At 72.8% G+C, this 19336-nt stretch carries 15 protein-coding genes and 1 tRNA gene; 10 read left to right on the top strand and 6 right to left on the bottom strand.

Annotated elements, in window-relative coordinates:
* Nucleotides 1-95: 95 nt before the first annotated feature.
* Entirely contained in the window at nucleotides 96-923 is an 828-nt protein-coding gene (locus ABFX50_RS24175) for an ATP-binding protein (protein ID WP_346149612.1), read from the bottom strand.
* A complete protein-coding gene (locus tag ABFX50_RS24170) occupies nucleotides 913-1749 on the bottom strand; it encodes an MEDS domain-containing protein (RefSeq protein ID WP_183661222.1) in 837 nt (278 codons plus the stop codon). Before ABFX50_RS24170 ends, ABFX50_RS24175 begins: the two co-directional genes overlap by 11 nt.
* Before the next feature lie 219 nt (nucleotides 1750-1968).
* On the opposite strand from ABFX50_RS24170, the gene ABFX50_RS24165 reads away from it, so the two are divergent.
* On the top strand, nucleotides 1969-3123 hold the full coding sequence (locus ABFX50_RS24165) for an NAD(P)/FAD-dependent oxidoreductase (RefSeq protein WP_346149611.1): 1155 nt from the start codon (nucleotides 1969-1971) through the stop codon (nucleotides 3121-3123).
* On the opposite strand, the gene ABFX50_RS24160 is transcribed toward ABFX50_RS24165, so the two are convergent.
* Nucleotides 3113-3943: a UbiA family prenyltransferase gene (locus tag ABFX50_RS24160; protein WP_346149610.1), complete on the bottom strand. Its 831-nt coding sequence runs from the start codon at nucleotides 3941-3943 to the stop codon at nucleotides 3113-3115. The two genes, ABFX50_RS24165 and ABFX50_RS24160, sit on opposite strands and share 11 nt — an antisense overlap.
* Nucleotides 3944-4052: 109 nt before the next feature.
* On the opposite strand from ABFX50_RS24160, the gene ABFX50_RS24155 reads away from it, so the two are divergent.
* From ABFX50_RS24155 to ABFX50_RS24145, 3 genes are read left to right on the top strand one after another with little or no spacing between them, the layout of a single operon-like run.
* Complete coding sequence (locus ABFX50_RS24155) at nucleotides 4053-5111, top strand: type III polyketide synthase (RefSeq protein ID WP_346149609.1); 1059 nt, start codon at nucleotides 4053-4055, stop codon at nucleotides 5109-5111.
* Nucleotides 5112-5117: 6 nt separating this feature from the next.
* Nucleotides 5118-5657 carry an isoprenylcysteine carboxyl methyltransferase family protein gene (locus ABFX50_RS24150; protein WP_346149608.1) on the top strand — a complete coding sequence of 180 codons (540 nt, stop codon included), beginning with the start codon at nucleotides 5118-5120 and terminating at the stop codon, nucleotides 5655-5657.
* Nucleotides 5654-6667, top strand: coding sequence for an NAD(P)/FAD-dependent oxidoreductase (locus ABFX50_RS24145; RefSeq protein ID WP_346149607.1), 1014 nt, complete (start codon nucleotides 5654-5656; stop codon nucleotides 6665-6667). The genes ABFX50_RS24150 and ABFX50_RS24145 overlap by 4 nt, the downstream gene beginning before the upstream one ends.
* A 44-nt stretch (nucleotides 6668-6711) precedes the next feature.
* Here ABFX50_RS24145 and ABFX50_RS24140 read toward each other — a convergent pair.
* Nucleotides 6712-6785, bottom strand: a tRNA-Leu gene (locus ABFX50_RS24140).
* Nucleotides 6786-7222: 437 nt separating this feature from the next.
* Between ABFX50_RS24140 and ABFX50_RS24135 the strand changes: the two genes are divergently transcribed.
* Together ABFX50_RS24135 and ABFX50_RS24130 are read left to right on the top strand one after the other, a co-directional pair.
* Nucleotides 7223-9244, top strand: coding sequence for a hydantoinase/oxoprolinase family protein (locus ABFX50_RS24135; protein ID WP_346149606.1), 2022 nt, complete (start codon nucleotides 7223-7225; stop codon nucleotides 9242-9244).
* A complete protein-coding gene (locus tag ABFX50_RS24130) occupies nucleotides 9241-10869 on the top strand; it encodes a hydantoinase B/oxoprolinase family protein (protein ID WP_346149605.1) in 1629 nt (542 codons plus the stop codon). The genes ABFX50_RS24135 and ABFX50_RS24130 overlap by 4 nt, the downstream gene beginning before the upstream one ends.
* 49 nt (nucleotides 10870-10918) lie before the next feature.
* Here ABFX50_RS24130 and ABFX50_RS24125 read toward each other — a convergent pair whose 3' ends face one another.
* Nucleotides 10919-11761, bottom strand: coding sequence for an NAD(P)-dependent oxidoreductase (locus ABFX50_RS24125; protein ID WP_346149604.1), 843 nt, complete (start codon nucleotides 11759-11761; stop codon nucleotides 10919-10921).
* A gap of 54 nt (nucleotides 11762-11815) precedes the next feature.
* Here ABFX50_RS24125 and ABFX50_RS24120 point away from each other — a divergent pair, with 54 nt between their 5' ends.
* The 4 genes from ABFX50_RS24120 to ABFX50_RS24105 all read left to right on the top strand — a co-directional run bounded on the left by ABFX50_RS24120 (nucleotide 11816) and on the right by ABFX50_RS24105 (nucleotide 18148).
* Nucleotides 11816-14767: an ATP-binding protein gene (locus tag ABFX50_RS24120; RefSeq protein ID WP_346149603.1), complete on the top strand. Its 2952-nt coding sequence runs from the start codon at nucleotides 11816-11818 to the stop codon at nucleotides 14765-14767.
* A gap of 50 nt (nucleotides 14768-14817) precedes the next feature.
* Nucleotides 14818-15939, top strand: a complete 1122-nt coding sequence (locus ABFX50_RS24115) for a sensor histidine kinase (RefSeq protein ID WP_346149602.1) — start codon at nucleotides 14818-14820, stop codon at nucleotides 15937-15939.
* Entirely contained in the window at nucleotides 15936-16598 is a 663-nt protein-coding gene (locus tag ABFX50_RS24110; protein ID WP_346149601.1) for a response regulator, read from the top strand. The genes ABFX50_RS24115 and ABFX50_RS24110 overlap by 4 nt, the downstream gene beginning before the upstream one ends.
* 77 nt (nucleotides 16599-16675) lie before the next feature.
* Entirely contained in the window at nucleotides 16676-18148 is a 1473-nt protein-coding gene (locus ABFX50_RS24105) for a serine hydrolase domain-containing protein (RefSeq protein WP_346149600.1), read from the top strand.
* A 52-nt stretch (nucleotides 18149-18200) separates the two neighbouring features.
* Here ABFX50_RS24105 and ABFX50_RS24100 read toward each other — a convergent pair whose 3' ends face one another.
* Nucleotides 18201-19325, bottom strand: coding sequence for a sensor histidine kinase (locus ABFX50_RS24100; RefSeq protein ID WP_346149599.1), 1125 nt, complete (start codon nucleotides 19323-19325; stop codon nucleotides 18201-18203).
* Between the last annotated feature and the right edge of the window lie 11 nt (nucleotides 19326-19336).

Here is a 19336-nt window from a genome sequence, read left to right as displayed (position 1 = left end):
GGGCAGGGCGGGGTCCACTGCCCGCCCACGGAGTCGTGGGTACACCCTTCGAGCCTGCGACCTCAACCGGAGTCGAGGTCAAGGGGAGCGGACGGTCATCTGTCGTCGGGAGGGGGCATCTGCTTGGCGGCGTGCTCGGGGCTGTCGCAGAAGGTGAAGCCGGTCGGGCTGAGCGCCGTGAGCCGCTGCCTGAACTCCTCCGACAGCCCTGCCACGAACATCACCCCCGCCGAGGTCTCGTTGACGCGCTGCTGCGCGGTGACCAGGGCCGCGATGCCGATGGCGTCCCAGAAGGTCACCTCGGTCAGGTCGAGGACCAGCCGCGGCGCCGGGTGCTCCGCCAGCAGGGCCTGCACGGCGGCGCCGACCTCCTGCGCCGCCTGCTGGTCGAGGTCGCCTGAGAGCGCCAGCTCGACATGGGACGGCCTGGCGTGACGGACCAGGCTGAATCTGGGGAGGCGATCGTCGCGCGGCAGGTCGAAGGCGACCGTGACGACGCTGCCCGGCGAGGCGGACCGCACGGTGAGCCTGTCGGCGAGATAACGGGCGATCCACAGCCCGTGCCCGTGCTCGTAGGGCCACTGGTCGGCGGGACGGCCCGCGGACCGCTCGCCCGCCTTGGCCCTGCCCTCGTCGCTGACCTGGCAGTGCAGCGCCCCCGCCTGCCTCCACAGCCGCACCCGCCCGGCGCCCGCGCCGTGCAGGACGGCGTTGGTGGCCAGTTCGTGCACGGTGATGATCAGGTCGCTGGCCCTGCCCTCCGGCAGCCCGGCCTGCGCGACGTGCGCCTCGAGCGTGGCCCGCAGCGCGTAGAGCGAGTCGCCGTCGAAGTGCTGGTCGAGGATGAGCGGCGCGCCCGCGGGCAGCTCGCCCACGCCGTCGGCGGGCGCCTGTGGGGTGTTCAGCGTTCCGTCACCGGTCATGGACGGTCACCAGACTGACGCCGGGAACGGCCGCCGCGCCCAGCAGGACGAATCGCGCCGCGACCGCGCCGCCGCAACGCAGGAGGACCCTGCGGGCGGGGGCCAGGCTCCGGGCCGCGTCGATGATCATCCGGGTGCAGGACAGGTCGATGAACGACAGCTCGGCCATGTTGACGGTGATGTCGCCGTCCACCCTGATCGCCTCGGCCAGCGCCAGCGCCAGCGAGTCCTCGGCCGCCTGGTCGATCTGCCCTGCCAGCCTGATGCCCGGTGGCGCGTACTGGCGGCAGATCCGCAACAGCGGGTCGTTGTGGTAGGTGGCCGCGGCGACCGAGCGCGTGTGGAAGGCCGAGACCGAGGCCAGTGTCACGGGGTCGAACCGGTCGCGGTCGTACTGGCACAGCACCGACGCGCTGGTGCCCGACAGTGCCACCGCCATCTCCTCCTCGAACGCGGGCAGCTGCTCGATGCCGCTGATCGGGCGCAGCGCCCAGCTCATGTCGAGAGCGATCCTGAGCCCCGCGTATCCCTCGCGTTCGGTCGCTGCCATCTCATCGCGCAACCACCCCATCGCGTGCTCGACCGCGAAGCTCTGCCCAGCCAGCAACCCGTCCTGGCAGGCCCTGATCTCCATCCGGCCCGCCTCGGACGTGGACTGCGTGGCGATCCCCCTGCGGTTCAGCTCGATCAGCGCTCCCTGCGGCTCCTCGCTCAACCATACGACGCGCTGGCCTCCGGCCAGGCCGTCTCTGATGTAGGCGGCGGTGAGGTCGAGCAACTCCTCGGGCTCGCCGAAGGTGAGGCAGGCGTGATCGTTGAGTCTCAAGTCCGTGATCTGCGTATCCGCATCCAACGTCATCACGCCACCATCCCCACCGCGGGCCCTGTGCCGCGTTCCGCACCGTCAACCGCCCAAGGATAGTGATCAATCGTCCTGGCGGAGGCGTCAATGCCACACGCCCTCAGCGGCCTCCCCTACCCCCAGACCGGACGCTCACCAGGCGCGCGCCGGTTTCGGCCGGCGCGGCGGTGGAAGGAGCGCTGTGTGACAGACGTCTGGGATGTGCTGGTCGTCGGCGGTGGCCCCGCGGGCGCGGCCGCCGCCCTCCGCGCCAAGCAACTGCGTCCCGGCGCTGCCGTGCTGCTGCTGGACCGCGACGACTTCCCCCGCGACAAGGCCTGCGGCGACGGCATCGCCGCCCACGGCAGGGACGAGCTGGCCCTGCTCGGCCTGCCCGACCTCATCGCCGACTACCGGCCGACGCAGCGCCTGTCGGTCATCTCCCCCGGCGGAGTACGGGTGTCGGCCAGGGTCGCCCGCCCCAACCACGTCGTGCCCCGCATGGTGTTCGACGCCCGCCTGGTCGAGGCGGCCCGCGCTCGCGGCGTGGAGGTGCGCCGCCACCGCGTCCGCTCCCTGACCTCCCAGGACGGCCAGGTCGTCGTGGACGGCGAGCTGACCGCCCGCGCCGTCGTCGCCGCCGACGGAGCCCACTCCACGCTGCGGCGCCTGCTCGGCGCCCGTCCCACACCCGAACGGCACACCGCCATCGCCGTCCGCGGCTACGCCGACATGCCCGACGACGAGGACGCCCAGCTCATCGCCATGCAGCGGGCAGGCTGGCCGGCCTACGCCTGGGCCTTCCCGATCGGCGACGGCACCGCCAACGTCGGCTTCGGCATGCTGCTGCCGACCCTGCACGCCACGGGCCTGCCGGGACGGCAGGTGCTGCACGGCAGGCTGGCCGAGCTGCTGCCGCACCTGCCCGCCCGCGACCTGCGCGCCCACCACCTGCCGCTGTCGCCCGGCCGCCCGAAGCCCGGCGTCGGCAGGGTGCTGTTCGCGGGCGACGCCGCCAGCCTCATCAACCCCCTCACCGGCGAGGGCATCTACTACGCGCTGCTGTCGGGCAGGCTCGCCGGCGAGGCGGCCGTCCTGTCCGCGGGCGACCCGCTGACCGCCTACCGGCGCCGGCTGCGCGCCGCCCTCGGCAGGCACCTGCTCACCACCGACGTGCTGGCCCGCGCCGCGCAGTCGCCCGGCTTCATCGACGCGGCGATAGCCACGGCCGCGCGCCGTCCGGAGGTCTTCGACCTGCTGGTCGAGGTCGGCCTCGGCGCGGGGACGGTGCCCGCGCCGCTGGCGGCGGCCGTCGTGAGCCGCTGGATCAGGACGAACCTGGGCGCGGCTAGGCGGTGAGCCTGGCGCCGTTGGCGACCAGCAGCGCGACGTCGATGCCGGCCACCGCTATCGCGGCGACGAAGGGGGCCTTCGGCCACCTGCCCGCAGCCGTCAGTCCCGCCGCCGTCGTCGCGCCCGCGGCGGCGAGCGCGACCCATGCGGCGGGCGCCGCGCCGTACGAGCCGAAGGCCAGCAGCGCGGTGGCGGCCAGCAGCGGCAGCGGCACCAGCGCCGAGACCCGTGCGCGCCCGAGCCGCTGCGGCCAGCCGCGCAGGCCGGCGGCCAGGTCGGCGGCGATGTCGGGCAGCACGTTGGCCAGGTGCGCGCCCACTCCCAGCAGGGCCGCGGCCAGCACGACCCACCAGGACGGCCACGGCCCGCCGGGCAGCCCGAGCGTCACGAAGACCGGCAGCACGCCGAACCCCACCGCGTACGGCAGCCAGGACAGCCGCGTCGCCTTCACCCCGAGGTCGTAGGCCCACGCCGCCCCGACGCCCACCAGATGCACCAGGCCCGCGACCACCCCCGAGGCCAGCGACAGCGGCACGCACAGCGCGAGCGCCACGACCGCCGCGTCACGCACCGCCGTCGCGCTCACCACGCCTGCGACGACCGGCTTGTCCGTGCGTCCCGCGGCCGCGTCGCGACCGGCGTCGACCGCGTCGTTGCACCATCCGATCGACAGCTGACCGGTCAGGACCGCGGCGAACACCAGCACGCATCCGGCCGCGTCGCGGCCGCTCGCGGCGGCCAGCACGGTGACCAGAACGGTGACCGCGAGCGTCGGTCCCGGATGGCAGCTACCGGCCAGCCCCCTGAGTGCGCGCGCCGTGCCCATCGTCCGTCACACCCACTCGATCATAGGCAGCGAGGATTCATGCCATCCCATGGGCATAGTAGCCACCGGTTCGGGCACCCTTCCGGCAACCGCTACCGGAGGGCCTTCGATGACCTGGATCGCAGCCGTTCACGGCGTCCTGCCCCCCAACCGCTACCCGCAGGCCGACCTCACCACACTGGCGGCCCGATCCTTCCTCCCTGAGGGCGCCGACCGGCGCCTGCTCGAGCGCCTGCACGCCGGCGCCAAGGTCGACCAGCGCCACCTGGTGCTGCCCCTGGAGGAGTACGCCAAGCTCGACGGGTTCGGCGCGGCCAACGACGTCTTCGTCACCGCCGCCGTCGACCTGGGGGTCGAGGCGGTCGCGGGCGCGCTGGAGCAGGCCGGCCTCTCCCCCGCGGACGTCGATCTGATCATGTTCACGTCGGTCACCGGCGTCGCGGCGCCCTCGATCGAGGCCAGGGTGGCGAGCCGCCTCGGGATGCGGCCCGACGTCAAGCGGATCCCGATCTTCGGCCTCGGCTGCGTCGCGGGCGCGGCCGGCATCTCCCGCCTGCACGACTACCTGCGCGGCTGGCCCGACCACGTCGCCGTGCTGCTCTCGGTCGAGCTGTGCTCCCTCACCCTGCAGCGCGGGGACGCATCGCCCGCCAGCCTGGTGGCCAGCGCCCTGTTCGGCGACGGCGCCGCCGCCGTCGTGGTCTGCGGCTCCGAACGCCCCGCCAGGACGGGCGCGCCCACCGTGATCGCCACCCGCAGCCACCTGTATCCCGACTCCGAACAGGTCATGGGCTGGGAGGTCAGGGACAGCGGCTTCGGTGTCGTGCTCGACGCGGGCGTCCCCGACGTGGTGCGCACCTACCTCGCCGACGACGTGCACGGCCTGCTGGCCGACCACGACCTCACCACGAAGGACATCGCGGCCTGGGTGTGCCACCCGGGCGGACCCAAGGTGCTCGAGGCCGTGGCCGACGCCCTCGACCTGCCCGCCGGGGCTCTCGACCTGACCTGGCGCTCCCTGGCCGCCATCGGCAACCTGTCCTCCGCCTCCGTCCTGCACGTGCTGCGCGACACGCTGCGCCTTCGTCCACCGCCGTCCGGCACCCCCGGGCTGCTCGTCGCGATGGGCCCGGGGTTCTGCTCCGAGCTCGTCCTGCTGCGCTGGTAGGCGCCGATGCCCTGGTACTCGCTCCTCATCGTGCTCGTCGGCCTGGAGCGCCTGGCCGAACTCGTCGTCGCCCGCCGCAACGCCAAGTGGAGCATCGCGCGCGGCGGAGTCGTGCGCGGGCAGGGCCACTACCCCTGGATGGTGGCCCTGCACACCGGCCTGCTGGCCGGCTGCCTGCTCGAGGTCCACCTGGCGGACCGGCCCTTCGTCCCGGCCCTCGGCTGGCCGATGCTGGCCCTCGTCGTCGCCGCCCAGGCGCTGCGCTGGTGGTGCATCCGCGCCCTCGGCCCCCGCTGGAACACCCAGGTGATCGTGGTGCCAGGGCTGCCCCTGGTCACCTCAGGCCCCTACCGGTTCAGCCGGCTGCCCCACCCGAACTACGTGGCCGTCGCCGTCGAAGGCGCCGCGCTCCCCCTCGTGCACGGCGCGTGGGTCACGGCGCTGACCTTCACCGTGCTCAACGCCGCCCTGATGGTGGTGCGGATCCGCTGTGAGAACGAGGCGCTCGCCACCCTGGCCGACGGACCCAGGCCGGCCACCTCGTGATCGACGTCATCGTCGCGGGCGGCGGCCCCGCCGGTCTGGCCACCGCCATCCACGCGGCGCTGGCCGGCATGGACGTCGTCGTCGTCGAACCGCGCACCGCCCCCGTCGACAAGGCCTGCGGCGAAGGGCTGATGCCGGGTGGCGTGGCCGCGCTGCGGGCCATGGGCGTCCAGGTCGGCGGCCATCCCCTGCGCGGCATCGACTACATCGACGCGGCCACCCGCGCCAGGGCCAGCTTCCGCCACTCCCCTGGGCGCGGCGTGCGGCGCACCGAACTGCACGCCGCGCTGACGGCGCGCGCCGCCGGGCTCGGCATCCCGATCGTCACCGGCAAGATCACCCAGGCCCGCCAGGACGAGCACGGCGTCGAGGCGGCGGGGCTGCGGGCCAGGTGGCTCGTGGCCGCCGACGGCCTGCACTCGCCGCTGCGCGCCTGGCTCGGCCTCGGCCTGCCCGATCGCCGCCCCCACCGCTACGGCCTGCGCAGGCACTACCACGTCGCCCCCTGGTCCGACTACGTCGAGGTCCACTGGTCACAGGGCGGAGAGGCGTACGTGACCCCGGTCGGCGACGACCTCGTGGGAGTGGCGATCCTGACCTCACGGCGGCGCGGCTACGACGAGCACCTGGGCGCCTTCCCCGCGCTCCTGGACAGGCTCGCGGGCCCCGCCGCGACCCCCGTGCGCGGCGCGGGCCCGCTGCGCCAGCGCGTGCGGACCCGCGTGGCAGGCCGCGGCCTGCTCGTCGGCGGCGCCGCCGGATACACCGACGCCATCACCGGCGAGGGCCTGTGCCTTGCCGCCCTGTCGGCGCGCGCCCTGGTGCGCTGCCTGGCCGCCGGCCGCCCCCAGGACTACGAGCGGGCGTGGCGGCGCCTGTCGCGCACGCACCGCCTGCTCACCGGAGCCCTGCTGAGGGCCGCGCACCGGCCGGGCACCGCCCGCCTGGTCGTCCCCGCCGCCGCGCGCCTGCCCGCGGTGTTCACCACCGTGGTGCGCGCACTGGCCTGAACGGCGTGCCCGCTCCGCCTCGATCCTGCCTCCTCGATCCTGCGTGCCGCCCCAGGGATTCGAACCCTGACTGTCCGCGATCTGAACACGGTGCCTCTCCCAGTTGGGCTAGAGCGGCCTTGCTGAAGTGCCCGTCGCGGCGCCCGCTCGGCAGCGGGCCCTCCCACGGGCTCTGCCGATGCCGCCGCGTGGCCGGCGAGCGCTGGCAGCCATCGGGCGGCGCAGGAAACGACCGCCCGGGAAGGGAAGACTGAGGCGACTTGAACGAAAGAGCCGCCAGGACGACTGTCCACGGCGGCCACAGGAGCGATCCCCGAAAGGACTACCCGAGAGCCCGCCAGGACAGCAGGGCAAGCCAACTCAGCTGGAGAATCACGACCGCCCCTTTCCTGTTCCACCGTTGATCCGGCTCTTTTCCGATGTCACGACAGTAACCCGCGCGATTCCGGCGTCGCCACTCATTTAAATCGGCCGCAGTGCCTCACGCCCGCGACCAGTGAGCGCCCTGTGCGCCCTGCACACCCGCGGTCCCCGCCGACCACGTACGGTGCCCCCATGACTTATCGCGTCGCCATGGACATCGGCGGCACCTTCACCGACGTGGTCTGTTACGACGAGCGGAGCGGCGCCGTCGTGGCCTCGAAGGCGCCGACCACCCCGGGAGACCTCGCCGAAGGCGTCTTCGCCGCGCTCGGCCGCGTCGTGGACGACCCCGCGCGCATCTCCTTCTTCGTGCACGGCACCACCCAGGGACTCAACGCCCTCCTCGAACGCAAGGGCGCCCGCGTCCTGCTGCTCACCAGCGCCGGCGCCCGCGACGTCTACCAGATCGCCCGCGGCAACCGCGACCGCATGTTCGACCTGCGCTACCGCAAACCCACCCCGCTGGTGCCCCGTGGCGACGTGATGGAGGCGGCAGGCCGCCTCGACTGGCGCGGCGAGGAGCTCCACCCCCTCGACGAGCAGGCCGTACGGCAGGCCGCCCACCGCGCCAGAGCCGAGGGCTTCGACGCCGTCGCCGTCACCCTGCTGTTCTCCTACGTCAACCCGGCCCACGAGATCCGCGCGGGGCAGATCCTCGCCGAGGAGCTCGGCGACGACGTCCTCGTCGTGCTCAGCCACGAAGTCGCCAGGGAGTGGCGCGAGTACGAGCGCACCTCCTCGGCCGTGCTCGAGGCCTACACGGGCCCCGTCGTCCGCGCCTACCTCGCCAGGATCGAGCAGCGCTTCGCCGAACGCGGTCTCACCGTCCCCGTTCACGTCATGCAGTCGTCCGGCGGCCTGGTCAACGCCGGCTACGCGATGAGGCGCCCCCTGCAGACCCTCCTGTCGGGACCGGTCGGCGGGACCATGGGCGGGGTCGCCGCCGCCCGCCTGCTCGGCCGCGACAACGCCATCTGCGTCGACATGGGCGGCACCTCCTTCGACGTCTCCCTCGTCGTCGGCGGGCGGCCCGACGTCAGCGCCGAGGCCCGCATCGAGGGCTTTCCCGTCCTGATGCCCATCGTCAACCTCCACACCATCGGCGCGGGCGGCGGCTCCATCGCCTACGCCGAGGCGGGCGCGCTCCGCGTCGGCCCGGAGTCGGCGGGAGCCGTACCGGGACCGGCCTGTTACGGCAGGGGCGGCACCCGGCCCACCGTGACCGACGCCAACGTCGTCCTCGGCCGGGTCGACCCCGCCTGGTTCGCCGGCGGCCTCATGCGGCTCGACACCGACGCGGCGGGCGAGGCCGTCGCCACCCTCGCCACTGAGCTCCACATGGACCCTCTGCAGCTGGCCGAGGGCATCTGCGACGTCGCCAACGCCAAGATGGCGCAGGCCATCCGCACGCTCACCGTCGAGCACGGCGTGGAGCCGCGCGAGTTCGCCCTGGTCGCCTTCGGCGGCGCGGGCGCCATGCACGCCGTCTTCATCGCCAGGGAGCTCGGCATCGGCGAGGTCGTCGTCCCCCGCTTCCCCGGCGCCTTCTCCGCGTGGGGCATGCTCGAGGCCGACGTGCGGCGCGACCTGACCCACCCCTACTTCCGCCAGCAGGACGACCTCGACGGCCGCGACATGGCCGCCGCCCTGGCCGAGCTGCACCGCCAGGCCGAGTCCGCCCTCACCGGGCAGGGCGTCCCCCGCTCCAGGCAGCGCGTCGAGCACGCCGTCGACATGCGCTACGAGGGCCAGGACTACACCCTGACCATCCCGCTCACCGGCGCGGACGAACCGGCCGGCGAGGGCTTCCTCCAGACCGTCGCCCAGCGCTACGCCGAGGCCCACACCAGTCGCTACGGCCACGCCACCCCCGAGGCCCCCGTCGAGTTCGTCATGCTGCGCAGCACCGGCTTCGGCACCTTCCCCAGGACCGCCACCGCCGCGCCCACCACCGAGGAGCACCCGCCCGCCGTACAGGACGTCATCTTCGACGGGCAGGTCCACCGCACCCCGGTCCTGCGCAGGAACGCCATCGACGGCGAGCTGGAAGGTCCCGCGATCATCGTCGAGGAGACCGCCACCACCGTCGTCCCGCCCGGCTGCCTCGCCGCCCTCGACGCCAACGGATTCCTGATCATCAAGGTGACCTCATGATCGACCCAGTGACCACAGAGATCATCCGCTGCGCGCTCCTGCAGGCCGCGGAGGACATGAACACCACCCTCATCCGCTCCTCCTACACCCCGGTCATCTACGAGGCCAAGGACTGCGCCGTCGCGCTCATGGACCGCGACCACAACGTCCTGGGCCAGTCGAGCGGCCTGCCGATCTTCCTGGGCAACCTGGAGGTGTGCACCCGCGAGACCGAGCGCATGTTCGGCCGCGACGTCTGGCAGGAGGGAGACGTCTGGGTGCTCAACGACTCCTACATCGGCGGCACCCACCTCAACGACGTCACCGTCTACGGCCCCATCTTCGTCGAAGGGGAGCTGGCCGGGTTCGCCGCCTCCCGCGCCCACTGGCTCGACATGGGCTCCAAGGACCCCGGCGGCTCCATGGACTCCACCTCCATCTTCCAGGAGGGCCTGCGCATGGGCCCGATGAAGATCTACGAGGCCGGACGGCCCTGCCGCGACCTGCACGAGGTCATCGCGCGCAACGTCCGCTTCCCCCACGCCACGCTCGGCGACATGCGCGCCCAGGTCGCCTGCGCCATGACGGGACAGCGCCGCCTCGCCGAGATCGTCACGCGATGGGGCCTCGACACCGTCACCGCCGCCCGCGACGAGATCTTCGCCCAGACCGAGCGCCTCGAACGCCAGGCCATCGCCGCCATCCCCGACGGCACCTACACCGCGGGCGGCCACCTCGACAACGACGGCATCGACCTCGCCACCCCGCTGCCGGTCAACGTCACCGTGACCGTCGAGGGCGAGACCGTCCACGTCGACCTCACCGACTGCGCCGACCAGACCACAGGGCCGGTCAACTGCGGCGCCGCCCAGGCCGTCGCCGCCGTCCGGGTCGCCTACAAGCTGCTCGTCAGCGGCGACGTCCCCCTCAACGGCGGCTCCTTCCGCCCCCTCGACGTCACCACCAGGCCGGGCTCCATGCTCGCCGCCCAGTCGCCGGCCGCCTGCCAGTACTACTACTCCCACCTCGGCCTGCTCATCGACCTGGTCGTCAAGGCCCTCGCCCCCGTCCTGCCGGGCAAGGCCGCCGCCGCCTCCTACGGCGACTCCCTCATCGTCCAGTTCACCGGCACCGACCCGCGCACCGGCAAGCTGTACGTCTCCCAGGAGGCCACCGTCGGCGGGTGGGGCGCGTGGGAGGGCGGCGACGGGGAGAGCGCCCTCATCAACAACGTCAACGGCTCCCTTCGCGACATGCCGATCGAGGTCCTGGAAACGCTCTTCCCCGTGCGTGTCACGCGCTACGAGGTGCGCCCCGACACCGGCGGGCAGGGACAGTGGCGCGGCGGCAACGGCGTCGTGCGCGAGTACGAGTTCAGCGGAGACACCTCCCTGTCCCTGTGGTTCGAGCGCTCCGTCACTCCGGCATGGGGCCTGGCGGGCGGCGGGGCGGGCGCACCGCCCCGTGTCGTCCTCAACCCCGGCACCGACGGCGAACGCCACATGCTCAAGATCAACGCCCTGCCCGTCAAGGCGGGCGACGTCCTGCGCTGCGAGTCAGGAGGCGGCGGCGGCTACGGCCCGGCCGCCCGGCGCGCCCCCGAGGCCATCGCCGACGACCTCGCCCAGGGCATGACCACCCGGTAGGACCGGCGAACTCCCCGCCGCGCCCGGACCGGCGCGGCGGGGAGCCGGCCTACTCCTTGACCATGTCCACCAGGCGCGTCAGGCTGTCGGCCCCGTGACCCGCCTCGACCGCCCTGTCGATCATGTCCCTGATCGGCACCAGCAGGTCACCCCGCAGGCCCAGCTCCTTGCTGGCTTCGAAGAAGTTCGGCATCGCCAGCTGGTTCATCGCCAGCGCCGACACCTCCGTCGTGTAGTCGCCGGAAACGACCTCCTCGGCCGCCTGCGGTGTACCCGCCATCATCGCCGCCAGCCACGCCGTCAGCATCGGCGCGAACTCCCGCACGTCACCACCTGACGCCCGCACCATCGCGAACGCGTGGTAGATCCCGCCGAACATGCCGTACATGCCGCTCAGCAACGCCAGGTCGTACAGCGCGGCCGCGCCCGCGTCCTCGCCCATGAACCGCGCCTCCGCCAGCACCTCCAGCGTGGCGCTGTGCTCCTCGAAGGCCTCCCGCGAGCCGCTGTAGAGCACCAGCGCCCCCGGCCCCGCGATCATCTGCGGCACCGCCATGATGCCGCCGTCGACGTAGCGCCCGCCCAGCTCGGCTACCCTGGCGGCGACCTCCCGCGCCTGCGCAGGCGTGCCGTTGGTCAGGTTCACCAGCACCCTGCCCTCCAGCGAACCGGCCTGCTCCAGCACCCCGAGCACCGCGTCGTTGTTCACCACGCACACCACCACCAGCGAAGAGGCGCCGACCGCCGCCGCCACGCTCTCCGCGCGCCGCGCCCCCTCCACCTCCTTTCCAGCCGAACGGTTCCACACCGTCGTCCGAAGTCCCGCGTTCACAAAGGCGCCCGCGAGCGCCCTGCCCATCAGGCCGAGCCCGATCACCGTCACTGAAGTCATGCCCACCACCCTGCGGCGAGGCCCTCTCGATCCGCTCTCGATACGGTGTCGCCCATGCGCTTCGCGATACTCGGACCCCTGGAGGTCCACACCGAGGACGGCACGCCCGTCCGCGTCCGCGAACGCAAGGTCCGCACCCTGCTGGCCGACCTGCTCGCCCACGAGGGACAGGTCGTGCCTGCCGACCGCCTCATCGACGATCTCTGGGGCGACACACCGCCCACCGACGCCCACGCCGCGCTCCAGACCAAGATCTGGCACCTGCGCCGCGCTCTCGAGGCCGCCGAGCCCGGCGCCCGCGACCTCGTCGTCTCGCAGGCCCCCGGCTACGCGCTGCGCGCCGTCCACCTCGACGCCACCCGCTTCCGCGCGCTCCTCGGCGAAGGCCGCCTCGACGAGGCGCTGGCCCTGTGGCGCGGACCCGCCCTCGCCGACCACGCCGACGAGCCCTTCGCCGCGGCCGCCATCACCCACCTCGAAGAGCTCCGCCTCACCGCGCTCGAAGACCAGGCCGAACAGCGTCTCGCCCAGGGCCACCCCGTCGAACTGGCCGCCCTCGTCGCGCGACACCCGCTCCGCGAGCGGCTGCGCGCCCTCCACATGCGCGCCCTCTACCGGGCCGGCCGCCAGAGTGAGGCCCTCGACGCCTTCACCCAGGCCCGTACCCTGCTCGCCGACGAGCTCGGACTCGACCCAGGACCCGAGCTCACCGCCCTGCACGAGGCCATCCTCAGGCAGGACCCCGCCCTCCAGCCCCCGCGATCCGACCTGCCCGCCGCGCTCACCGACCTCGTCGGCCGCGACGACGCCGTCCGCGAGGTCCGCGCGGCCCTCGAAAGGTCACGACTCGTCACCCTCACCGGGCCTGGAGGCGTCGGCAAGACCAGGCTGGCGATCGAGGCGGCCCGCGCCCACCCCAACGCCCACCTCGTCGAACTGGCCGACACCGACGACCCCGCCCAGGCCGTCGCCCAGGCCCTGCGCCTGCCCGACACGACCGACCTCACCACCGCCCTCCACGCCCGCCACCCCACGCTCCTCGTCCTCGACAACTGCGAGCACCTCATCGAGGCGACCGCCGACCTCGGCGCCACGCTGCTGCGCCGCGTCCCCGCCCTCCGCATCCTCGCCACCAGCAGGGAGCCCCTCGCCATCCCCGGCGAGCACCCCTGGCCCGTCCCGCCGCTCGACCCCGCCGCCGCAGCCGAGCTCCTCCTCACCCGCGCTCCCAGCCTCACCCCCGGCGACGCCGCAGCCCTCGTCCCCCACCTCGACGGCATCCCGCTGGCCATCGAGCTGGCCGCCACCCGAGCCAGAGCCCTCGGCGCCGACGCCCTCGCCGAACGCCTCCAGCACCACCTCCTGACCGCCGAGCAGCGTGGCACCCCGCCCCGTCAGCGCACCCTGCGCGCCGTCATCGACTGGAGCTGGGACCTGCTCACCGAGCCCGAACGCGTCGTCCTGCGACGCCTCGCCGTCCACGCCGACGGATGCGCGCTCGACGCCGCCGAGCACACCTGCGCCGAACCCCACATCGACGTCGCCGACATCCTCGCCCGCCTGGTCGACCGTTCACTCCTCAGCCCCGGCCCGCGCCACCGCCTCCTGCAGTCGGTCAAGGCCTACGGCCTCGAACGCCTCCGCGAAGCGGGCGAACTCGGCGCCGTCCGCGAGCGCCACACCGCCTACTACACCGCGCTCGCCGAACAGGCCGACCCGCACCTGCGCGGCCCTGGCCAACGCCAGTGGCTGGCCACCCTCGACGCCGAGACCGCCAACCTCCGCGCCGCCCTCGACCACGCCCCCGCCGACCACGCCCACCGCCTCGTCGACGCCCTCGCCTGGTACTGGTTCCTGCGCGGCCGCCTCACCGAAGCCCGCCGCCACCTCGCCAGGGCCCTCCGGCAGGGCCCGAACGCACGCACCGCCGCATGGCAGGCCGCCTTCACCCTCCTGTCGGGCGAACCGGCCGACCCCGGCGCCGCCCTGGCCCTCTTCCACGACGACCCCGCGGGGCTGGCCCGGGCGCAGTGGTCGCTCGCCTTCGCCCAGCGCGGCATCGGCGACGACACCGTCCACCTCACCGACGCCGCGCTCGCCGCCTACCGCGACCTCGGCGACGCGTGGGGCACCGCGGCCGCCCTGAGCACCCGCGCCGCCAAGGCGCTCCAGTCCGGCGACCTCCTCAGCCTCCACCGCGACGCCCAGGCGGCCCTCGACGCCTTCCGCGCCGTCGGCGACCGCTGGGGGCAGAGCCGGGCCGCCGACCTGCTCGCCACCCACGCCGAGATCACCGGCGACTACGCCCGCGCCACCGCCCTGCGCACCGAGGGACTCCGCCTCGCCGAGGAGCTCGAACTCACCAGCGAGATCTCCTGGCGCCTTTCCAGCCTCGGCCGTATCGCCCTGCTCACCGGCGACCACGACCGCTCCCGCGAGCTTCACACCCGCGCAGGACGGCTCGCCGCCGAACAGGCCAACAAGCCGGCAGAGGAGTTCGCCCAGACCGGCCTCGCCCTCACCGCCAGACGCCAGGGCCACCTCGACGAGGCCGAAACCCACCTGCGCGCCTGGCTCGACTGGATGCGCAGGCTCGACGCCAGGCCCGGCAGCGCCCTCGTCCTGGCCGAGCTCGGCTTCGTCGCCGAGCAGCGCGGTGACCACGCGGGCGCCCTCGACCTCCACCTGCAGGGACTGGCCGCCGCCCGAGCCAGCGGCGACCCCCGCGCCGTCGCCCTCGCCCTCGAAGGGCTGGCAGGGGCACACTCCCTGGCAGGACGCCACGACCTGGCCGCGCGCCTGCTCGCCACCGCGGCCGCCACCCGTCGCGCCGTCGGCGCTCCCCTGCCTGCGGCCGAACGCGGCGACGTCGACCGGATCGAGGCCCGTGTACGGCAGGCGCGCGGCACCGCCGACGCCGCCCCGCTCACCCTCGAGGAGATCTCGGGCGTCGAGGAACATCGATCACATCCCGTCACGCGGTCCACCGGGAGGCGACGACCGTGACGGTCTCCCAGCGCCGGAGCACATGGCCGGCGACGACGGCGGTGGCGCATGTGGTCCTGGCTCTCCTGACAGTGATCATCCTGGCGGGCGTCTGGCACCTCGGCGCGGACCTGTGGCAGGTCTTGGCCGCGGCGGGAGCTGCCGTCCTGCTCCATGTGGGAGCGGTGGTGGCCCATCGACGGCCGTGGGTGGGGTACGTGATCGGCGCGCTCGGCATGCTCGTCCTGGTGACGACGCCATTCCTGGGGTGGTCACCGACCATGCTGCCCTCGGCCGCGTGCTTCCCCCTGACGTTGTGGCGGCTGACCAGCCGGGTCTCGGTCAGGTCCTCGGTCGTCGCGTTGGCCGTCGCCGCGCTCGGGATCGTCCTCACCGAGCTGGTGGCGTGGGCCCGGCTGCCCCCTGACGTCCCAGGGTGGACCCGCCTGGTCGAGGGCGGGCTGCTGATGCTCGTGGTCGGCGGTGTGTGGCTTGCGGCCCTGCTGGTACGCCGCAGGCACGAGGCCGGCCGACGAGCCGAGAGCGAACGGCTGGCCGCGGCGGTCGCGGACGAACGGGCCAGCATCCGCCGCGACCTGCACGACGTGATCGCCCACACGGTCACCGTCATGGTCGCGCGGATCGAGGCCGCGGCGGTGACGACGACGGATCCGGCGACCCGCCGCGAACTCGGCGACATCGCCGAGGCCGGCCGGGACGCCCACCAAGGTCTGCGAGCGATGCTGGCCACCCTGGGCCCGGCCACCGTGGCGCCGCGTGCCGGTTCCCGGCCCAGAGAGGTCCCGATCGCGCTCGATGCCCTCCCCGACCTCGTGGCCTCGGCGGCGAGCCCGCTCCATGCGGTGACGTTCGCGGAGGTGGGTGAGCGACGGCCACTGAGCCTGAGTGCCGAGGTCGCGGCGGTCCGGACCGTGCAGGAGGGCATCACCAACGCGCTGCGCCACCTCGAACCACCGGTCGAGGTGACCGTTCGCCTGCGCTGGACCCCGGCCGAGGTGGTGGTGGAGGTGCGCGACGACGGCGGCAAGGCGCTTCGCGACGTCGGCAGCCAGGGGACCGGCTTGATAGGGATCGAGGAACGTGTGCGTACCGCGGGCGGCACCCTGTCGATCGACGACGGGGACGACGGGTGGATGCTGCGGGCGCGGCTCCCCACGAAGGAGGGGGCGTGACCGGGATCCGTGTCATGCTCGTCGACGATCAGGAGTTGCTGCGGGCCTCGCTCCGTACGGTGCTGTCGGCCGACGAACGCATCGAGGTCACCCATGACGTCGCGAACGGCAGCGACGCGATCGAGGTCGTCCGACGGCACCGCCTCGACGTGGTACTGATGGACATCCGCATGCCGCGCATGGACGGGGTCGCCGCCACGGCGGAGATCGTCAGGATCGCACCGGCGACCCGGGTGCTCATGCTGACGACGTTCGATGATGACGAACTGGTCGTGGCTGCCATCAGGGCCGGCGCGAGCGGCTACCTGACCAAGGACGTCAGGCCCGCCGCCCTGGCCCAGGCCGTGTGTGACGTCGCCTCAGGGACGTCGGCGCTGGCCCCGGGTGTGGCCGCGACGATTCTCGATCTCGTACGGCAGGTGCCGATGCGGAGGACGGCGGCCCTGGACGGCCTCACCCCACGCGAGGTCGAGATCTTCGGCCTGCTCGCCCGCGGCAGGTCCAACAGCGAGATCTGCGCGGAACTGGTGCTGAGCGAGAACACGGTGAAGTCGCACGTCCGGGCCGTCCTGCAGAAACTGCACCTGCGCGACCGCGTGCACGCGGTGATCCACGCGTACGAGAACGGGCTTGTGGGTCGCACCGATCTGCCTGACTGAGATTCCATCCTGCTGGTGGTCCCGTCTCACCCCTTGGGGTGATGTCGGCCGGTGACGCCCGGCCTAGGTTCGACGTCGTGCATCTCCTACGTCTGCCCTTTCCTCGTGTGACCTCCCTCCTCGTCCTCGGCGGTGTGCTCGTCGCCGTGCTGCTCGGCTGGACAGCACCGGCCCATGCCACCGGCGAACGACTGGTCGACGACTACCGCTCCGTCTTCGGCACGCCGGGTGTCGCGGCGGCCGTGATCGACAGGTCGTCGGTCGAGACGATCGTCCGCGGCCGGGACGGGGACGGCAACGCGGTGACGGCGCGGACCCGGTTCCGGATCGCCTCGATGAGCAAGTCGATGACGGCGGCGGCGATCATGCTGCTGGTCGACCGTGACCGCCTCTCCCTGGACGACCCGGTCGTCAAGGTCCTGCCCGACTTCAGGATGGCCGATCCGCGCTTCACCGGGATGACCGTGCGCCAGCTCCTCAGCCACACCTCGGGGCTGTCGAACAGCACGAACGACGAGTACGTGTTCCCCCCTCCGCGCAGCGCGCAGGACATCGTGGCCGGACTGGCCGACAAGACCCTGGCCGCCGATCCGGGCACCCGCTCGGAGTACCACAACACCAACTACTCGGTCGCGGCGAGGATCGTCGAGGTGGTGTCGGGGAAGTCCTTCGACGCCTTCCTCCACGCCGAACTGTTCACGCCGCTGGGCATGACCGGCACCAGCTCGACGCTGGGGTGTTCCGATCGTGCCGAGGGGCTGCCGTCCGGGTACGAGGTCGTTCTCGGGCTGGCCGTCGCGGCACCGGAGATGCCGGGGATGTGCGTCGGCAACGGCGGGGTGATCTCGACCCTGGACGACATGGTGCGGTGGCTGCGCTTCAACCAGGGAACCTTCAAGGCGGACCTGCTGAGCGCCGCTTCCCTGGCCGAGTTGCACACCGTCCAGCCGAAGGCCGGCGGCTACGCCCTCGGCTGGCAGTCCCGTCCCGTCGCACCGGACGCCCCGCCGTCGGTGATCGGCCACGGCGGAACACTGGCGACGTGGACCGGGGACATGGTCTTCTCGCCCAAGGCCGGTGTGGCCGTCCTCGTCCTCACCAACAGTGGCGGCGATCCCGGCCTGCTCTCGACCAACCTTCTCGCCGAACGGATCGGATCACCGGCAACGCCGATGAGCAACCCGCTCACCGTCGTGAACGCGGTCCTGCTCGGGCTCACGGTGGGGATGGCCGCGCTGCTCGTCACCGCGGCCGTCCGAGCGCGCCGCTGGGCCTCGCGACGCCGCGCGGCGCGCCGGCCGAGGCTGGTTCTGCGGCTCGTGCCTCTCGCCCTGGTGACGGTGCTGGGCGCGGCGCTGCCGACGCTGGTCTGGGGGGCGTTCAGCTTCCAGTACTGGATCGTCACCGCCTGGCTGCTGCCGCTGCTGGCGCTCTTCTGCCTCGCCTGCTGCGTGCTCGGGGCGATCGCACTAGGCCGTCGCCTCTGGTGCTTCCGCCGCGCCGGTCAGGCGACCTTCGCACCGGTTCAGCCGGCCACGGTGGACAGCTGACCTGGGCGGGAACCCGGCCGGCCATCGTTGCGACCTTCCTCGACGGCCGTCGTCATCGCGCGGGGGAAGAACGGGGCCAGGAGTAGCCCGCGAGATCAGTCAGTGGTGCGGCGGGAAGTTCAACGGTGATGCGGAGCCCTCCGTCAGGGCGGGGGGTGATGGTGAGTGTTCCGTCGTGTGCCTGGGTGATGCTTTTGACGATGGCCAGGCCGAGGCCCACGCCTGCATGGTCGTCGCGTACGCGCTGGGTGCCGCGCTGGAACGGTTCGGTGAGGGTGGGGACCAGCTGTGGTGAGAGCTTCTTGCCGGTGTTCTCGACAGTCAGCATGACGGACCCGGGGTGAACGCTGGTGCTCACCCAGATCGCCCCCTGGGTGGGCAGGTTGTGGACGATCGCGTTGTGCACGAGGTTCGTGGTCATCTGCAGCAGGAGCGCCTGCGATCCGATGGTCGGGGTGATGTCGCCGGAGGCCTCGAGGGAGATTCCACGTCGCTCGGCGAGGGGGAGCAACGTTTCGGTGGCTTCCTCTGCGACCAGGGACAGGTCGACGTATCCGCGGGTGAAGGACCTCTGGTCAGCACGGCTGAGCATGAGCAACGCCTCTGTGAGGTCGATCGCTCGGGCGTTGACGGCGTGGAGGCGTTCGACGAGTTCGCCGGTGTCGCGCTTCGGATCGTTGCGGGCCACGTCGAGAAGTGTCCGCGAGATCGCCAGCGGGGTGCGCAACTCGTGAGAGGCGTTGGCTGCGAATCTCTGCTGTTCGGCGATGTGTGCTTCGAGCCGGGTGAGCATCGTGTCGAAGGCGTCGGCGAGTTCGCGGAACTCGTCACTGCGGCCTTCCAACTCGATCCGGTGGGAGAGCGATCCTTCCGCGGCCCTGCGTGTGGCATTGGTGATGCGGGTCAGGGGCGCGAGCATGCTGCCGGCGAGGAGCCATCCTCCCAGGAGGCCGAACATCAGCAGGAAAACCAGCACCGCGGTTGCCGCTGGGGCGAAGGCGCGCAGGAGGTCGGACTGGTTGGGTACGAACAGCCCGGGCGTGTGGATCACTTCAGGTACGTAACGCAGCAGGAACACCCACACGGCCGCGAGCAGCAGGGCGCCCGCGAGCATGAGGAACCCCGCGTAGCTGAGGGTGAGTTTGAGGCGAACGCTCAACCCGGGTGCCCTGTCCACGGTCATCGCCT

The organism is Nonomuraea recticatena (assembly GCF_039533245.1).
GTDB lineage: Bacteria > Actinomycetota > Actinomycetes > Streptosporangiales > Streptosporangiaceae > Nonomuraea > Nonomuraea roseola.
The sequence above is the reverse complement of the archived record's forward strand: the minus strand, read 5'-3'. Positions and strand labels throughout refer to the sequence as shown.